1 protein-coding gene is annotated in these 6,177 nt (G+C 79.1%); it reads left to right on the top strand.

Features of this window, described 5'->3' with window-relative positions; genetic code table 11:
• On the top strand, positions 1-6,148 hold a 6,148-nt coding region (locus ACR807_RS24565; protein ID WP_438923756.1), incomplete at its 5' end, for a type I polyketide synthase.
• Between the last annotated feature and the right edge of the window lie 29 nt (positions 6,149-6,177).

Below are 6,177 nucleotides of genomic sequence, written 5' to 3'. Positions count from 1 at the left end.
GCCCGACGCGCCCGGCGCCGCCGACCTCGCGCGCGACCTCGAAGCGCTCGGCGCGCGGGTCACCGTCGTGGCCTGCGACGCCGCCGACCGCGACCGGCTGGCCGAGGTGCTGGCCGCCGTCCCGGACGACGCGCCGCTCACCGCCGTGTTCCACCTCGCCGGCGTCCTGGACGACTCGGTCGTCGGCGCGGTCACCCCCGAGCGGGCGCTGGGGGTGCTGCGGCCCAAGGTGGCCGGCGCCCGGAACCTGCACGAGCTGACCCGCGACCTCGACCTGTCCGCGTTCGTGCTGTTCTCCTCCCTCGCCGCCACCCTCGGCGGCCCCGGCCAGGCGGTCTACGCGGCGGCCAACGCCTACCTCGACGGCCTCGCCCGGCACCGCCGCGCGGCCGGGCTGCCCGCGACCTCCGCCGGCTGGGGCCTGTGGGACGCCGACGGCCCGGCCGGCGGCGCGGTGGGGGAGCGGATCGCCCGCGACGGCCTGCCCGCCATGCCCCCGGAGCGGGCGCTGGCCGCGCTGCGCCGCACCCTCGCCCTCGGCGACGCCCACGTGGTGATCGGCGACGTCGACTGGCCCCGCTACGCGAAGGTCCGCGCGACGGCCCGCCCGAGCCGGGTGTTCGCCGACCTGCCGGAGGCGGCCCCGGCCGGCGCGGGGGAGACCGCGCTGACCGCCGTGGCCGCCGCCGAACGGGGCCGGGTGCTGCTGGACCTGGTCCGCACCGCCGTCGCCGACGTCCTCGGCCACGCCGACCCCGCCGCGGTGGACGTGCACCGCGCCTTCCAGGACCTCGGCTTCGACTCGGTCACCGCGGTGGAGCTGCGCAACCGCCTGGCCGAGCGCACCGGCCTGGCGCTGTCGGTGACCCTGGTGTTCGACCACCCGTCCGTCGAGGCCCTCGTCGCGCACCTGCGGGACGGCCTGGCCGGCGACGACGGACCCGCGGCCCCCGCCGTCGTCGCCGCGGCCGTCGCCGACGACCCCGTCGCGATCGTGTCGATGAGCTGCCGGTTCCCCGGCGGCGTGGACAGCCCGGAGCGGTTCTGGGACCTGCTCGACAGCGGCACGGACGCCATCTCCGACTTCCCCGCCGACCGCGGCTGGGACCTGGCCCGCCTGTTCGGCGACCGCGCCGGCCAGACGACCGCGCGGCAGGGCGGGTTCCTGCACGACGCCGCCGACTTCGACCCCGGCTTCTTCGGCATCTCGCCGCGCGAGGCGCTCACCGTGGACCCGCAGCAGCGGCTGCTGCTGGAGGCCGCGTGGGAGGCGCTGGAGCGCGCCGGCATCGACCCGGCGTCCCTGCGCGGCAGCGACACCGGCGTCTACATCGGCTCCAGCCACCACGAGTACGGCTCGCGCCTGACCGACCCGCCCGAGGAGTACGAGGGCTACCTGGGCATCGGCAGCGCGGGCAGCGTCGCCTCCGGCCGCATCTCCTACGTGCTCGGCTTGGAGGGCCCCGCCGTCACGGTGGACACCGCCTGCTCGTCGTCGCTGGTCGCGCTGCACACGGCGGTCCGCTCCCTGCGGTCCGGCGAATCGGCGCTCGCCCTCGTCGGCGGGGCCACCGTGATGGCCACGCCCACCACGTTCGTCGAGTTCAGCAGGCAGGCCGGGCTCGCCGCGGACAGCCGGTGCAAGCCGTTCTCGGCGAGCGCCGACGGCACCGCGTGGGGCGAGGGCATCGGCCTGGTGCTGCTGGAACGGCTGTCCGACGCCCGCCGCAACGGCCACCCCGTGCTGGCCCTGGTGCGCGGCACCGCCGTCAACCAGGACGGCGCGTCCAACGGCCTGACCGCGCCCAACGGGCCGTCGCAGCAGCGCGTCATCCGCGCCGCCCTGGCCGACGCCGGGCTCGACGCGGGCGACGTGGACGTGGTCGAGGCGCACGGCACCGGCACGAGGCTCGGCGACCCCATCGAGGCGCAGGCGCTGATCGCCGCCTACGGCCGCCGCCGCGACCACCCGCTGCTGGTCGGTTCGGTGAAGTCCAACATCGGCCACACCCAGGCCGCCGCCGGCGTCGCCGGGATCATCAAGGTGGTGCTCGCGCTGCGGCACGGCGTGCTGCCCCCGACGCTGCACTTCGACGCGCCCAGCCCGCACGTCGACTGGACGGCCGGGTCGGTGCGGGTGGTCACCGAGCGGACGCCGTGGCCCGCCGTCGACCGGCCCCGCCGCGCCGGGGTGTCCGGCTTCGGCGTCAGCGGCACCAACGCGCACGTCGTCGTCGAACAGGCCCCCGACCTGCCCGCGACCGTCCCGGCGACGCCCGGCCCGCCCGGCACGGTGGTGTGGCCGCTGTCCGCGCACGACCCGGCCGCGCTGCGCGCCCAGGCCGCCCGGCTGCGCGACGCCCTGGCCGGCCGGGACCTCGACCCCGTCGACGTCGGCTTCTCGCTGGCCACCACCCGCGCCGCCCTCGACCACCGCGCCGCGGTCGTCGGCGGCGACCGCGCCGAGCTGCTCGCCGGGCTGACCGCCCTCGCCGAGCGCGGCGACGACTGGGACGGGGTGCGGGCGGTCGCCGCGCGCACCGGCCGCACCGCGTTCCTGTTCCCCGGCCAGGGCAGCCAGCGGCCCGGCACGGGCGCCGGGCTGCACGCGGCGTTCCCGGCCTACGCGGAGGCGTTCGACCGCGCGTGCGCGGCGTTCGACCCGCTGCTGGACCGGCCGCTGCGCGACGTCGTGCTGGGGGCGGACGCGGCGGCGCTGGACCGCACCGAGTACGCCCAGCCCGCGCTGTTCGCCGTCGAGGTCGCCCTGTTCCGGCTGCTGGAGCACCGGGGCGTCACGCCGGACCTCCTGCTCGGCCACTCCGTCGGCGAGCTGTCCGCCGCGCACGTGGCCGGCGTGTTCTCCCTCGCCGACGCGGCCACCCTGGTCGCCGCGCGGGGCCGGCTGATGCAGTCGGCCCGCGCCGACGGCCTGATGGTGTCGCTGCGGGCGACCGAGGACGAGGTGGCCGCAGAACTGGGCGCGGGGGCGTCCATCGCCGCGGTCAACGGCCCCGCCTCCACCGTCGTGTCCGGCGACGAGGACGAGGTGCTGCGCGTCGCCGCCCACTTCGGGGCGCTGGGCCGCCGGGTGAAGCGGCTGCGCACGAGCCACGCGTTCCACTCGCCGCACCTCGACGGGGTGCTCGCCGCGTTCCGCGAGGTCGCCGCGGGCGTGGCGATGCGCCCGCCGCGGCTGCCGGTCGTCTCCGGCGTCACCGGCGAGGTCGCCGACGACGCCCTCACCACCCCCGACCACTGGGTCGAGCACGCCCGCCGCGCCGTCCGGTTCGGCGACGGCGTCGCGGCGCTGGCCCGCGCGGGCGTCACCACGTTCCTCGAACTCGGGCCCGGCGCCCCGCTGTCCGCGCTGGTGCCCGACTGCCTGCCCGACGACGGCGTGGACCGCGCCGCCATCCCGCTGCTGGACCGCCGCCACCCGGAGGAGCGCTCCGTGGTGACCGCGCTGGCCCACGCCCACGCCCGCGGCGTCCGGGTCGACCCGGCGGCGTCGCCCGGCCGCCGCGTCGACCTGCCCACCTACGCCTTCCAGCGCCGCCGCTTCTGGCTGGACGCCCCGCCCGGCGGGCGCGGCGCGTCGGGCGGGGCGGCGGCGGTCGGGCTCGACCCGGTCGGGCACCCGCTGCTCGGCGCGGCCACCGAGCTGCCCGACACCGGCGGCCACCTGTTCTCCGCCCGCGTCGGCACCGACGCGCAGCCGTGGCTGGCCGACCACGCCGTGTTCGGCGCCGCCGTGTTCCCGGCGACCGCGTTCCTGGAGCTGGCCGTCCGCGCCGGCGACGGGACCGGCTGCCCGCGCGTGGCCGAGCTGACCCTGGAGGCCCCGCTCACCCTGCCCGCGTCCGGCGGCGCGGACCTGCGGCTGACCGCGTCCGCGCCCGACGAGGCGGGCCGGCGGTCCCTCGGCGTGCACGCCCGCACCGAGCCCGGCGGCCCCTGGACGCGGCACGCCTCCGCCGTGCTCACCGGCCCGCTGCCGGCACCCGGTCCCGATCCCGACCTGGCCCAGTGGCCGCCGCCCGGCGCGGAGCCGGTGGACGTCACCGGCCTCTACGACCGGCTCGACGCGGGCGGCTTCGCCTACGGGCCCGCGTTCCGGGGGCTGCGCGCGGTGTGGCGGCGCGGGGACGAGGTGTTCGCCGAGGCCCGCCTGCCCGACGAGCGGCTGCCGGAGGCGGCGGCGTTCGCCCTGCACCCGGCGCTGCTGGACAGCGCGCTGCACGCCCTCGCCTTCGGCGTCCTGGCCGGGCGCGGCGGCGGCTGGTTGCCGTTCGCGCTGACCGGCGTCCAGGTGCACGCCTCCGGCGCGGGGGAGGTGCGGCTGCGGCTCGTGCCGTCCGGGCCCGACGCGGCGGCCGTGCGGATCGTGGACACCGCGGGCCTGCCCGTCGCCGACATCGACTCCATCGTGCTGCGGCCCGCGTCGCCCGACCGGGTGCGGCCCGCCGTGCGCGACCCGCTGTACCGGATGGTGTGGCCGGAGCCGGCCGCCGGCGTCGCCGGCGGTGGTGGCGGTGGTGGCGGCGGGGACCGCGTGGTCGTCCGGGACGTGCCCCGGACCGCCGCGCCCGCCGACCTGCCCGCCGCCGTGCACGAGGCCGTCACCCGGACGCTGGCGCTGCTGCGGGACTGGCTGGCCGACCCGGGCCGGGCCGACTCGCGGCTGGTGCTCGTCACGCACGGCGCGGTCCCGGTCGAGGCGGACGACGACGTGCCCGACCTCGTGCACGCCGCCCTGTGGGGCCTGCTGCGCACCGCGCAGACCGAGCACCCCGGCCGGTTCGCGCTGGTCGACACCGACGACCACCCCGCGTCCGCCGCCGCCCTCGCCGCGGCCGTCGCCGGCGGCGAACCGCAGGTCGCGCTGCGCGGGGGCGTCGTGCGCGCGGCCCGCTGGACGCGCGCCGCGGCGACCGCCGGGGACCCGGCGTGGGACGTCGACGGCACCGTGCTGATCACCGGCGGCACCGGCGGCATCGGGGCCGAGGTCGCCCGCCACCTGGTGACCGCGCACGGCGTCCGGCACCTCGTGCTGGTCAGCCGGAGCGGCCCCGACGCCGAGGGCGCGGCCGAGCTGGCCGCCGGGCTGGACGCCGACGTGCGCCTCGTCGCCTGCGACGTCGCCGACCGCGCCGCGCTGGCCGCCCTGGTGGGCTCCCTGCCCGCGGACCGCCCGCTGGCCGGGGTCGTGCACTGCGCGGGCGTCGTCGCGGACGGCCTGCTGGAGACCCTCACCGACGAGCAGGTCGCCGCCGCGCTGCGGCCCAAGGTGGACGCCGCCGTCCACCTGCACGAGCTGACCGCGCCCCTGCGGCCCGCCCGGTTCGTGCTGTTCTCGTCGATCGCGGCGGCGTTCGGCGGCGCGGCGCAGGGCAACTACGCCGCCGGCAACGCGTTCCTCGACGCCCTGGCCCACCACCGCCGCGCCGCCGGGCTGCCCGCCGTGTCGATCCAGTGGGGCCTGTGGGCCACCGAGCGGGGCATGAGCGGCAGGCTCACCGACGCCGACCGGCGTCGCATCGCCTGGGGCGGCGTCGTGCCGTTCACCGCGGCCGAGGGCCTGGCCCTGTTCGACCGGGCGGTGGCCGCCGACCAGCCGGTCGTGGCGCCGCTGCGGCTGGACACCGCAGCCCTGGCCGGGCAGGAGGTGCCGGCGTTCCTGCGCGACGTCGTGCCCGCCGCGACCCGGCCGACCGCCACCGCACCCGGCCGGGACCCCGCCGGACCGGCGCGGCTGCGCACCCTGCCGCCCGACCGCCGCCGCCGCGCGCTGCTCGACCTGGTGCGCACGCACGTCGGCACGGTGCTGGGCACGCCGGGCACCGCGTTCCCCGCCGCCAAGGGGCTGCTGGACCTCGGGTTCGACTCGCTGACCGCGGTCGAGCTGCGCAACCGGCTCGCCGCCGCCACCGGCCTGCGGCTGCCCGCCACGCTCCTGTTCGACCACCCCACGGCCGGCGCGATCGCCGGGCACCTCGCCGAGGAGCTGGCGCCCCCCGACCCGGCACCCGCCGGGCCGGCGACCGGGTCGGCACCGGCCGTCGACGTGCTGGACGTCAACGTGCTGGACGTCGCCACCGACGACGAGCTGTTCGAGCTGATCGACGACGAACTCGGCACGGCGTGACGCCTGCCCGCGAGGTGACGACGGTGAGG

The sequence above is a fragment of the Saccharothrix sabaoui genome (assembly GCF_051756985.1).
Taxonomy (GTDB): Bacteria; Actinomycetota; Actinomycetes; order Mycobacteriales; family Pseudonocardiaceae; genus Actinosynnema.
Note: the sequence above shows the minus strand (reverse complement) of the source record. Positions and strands in the feature narration are given on the sequence as shown.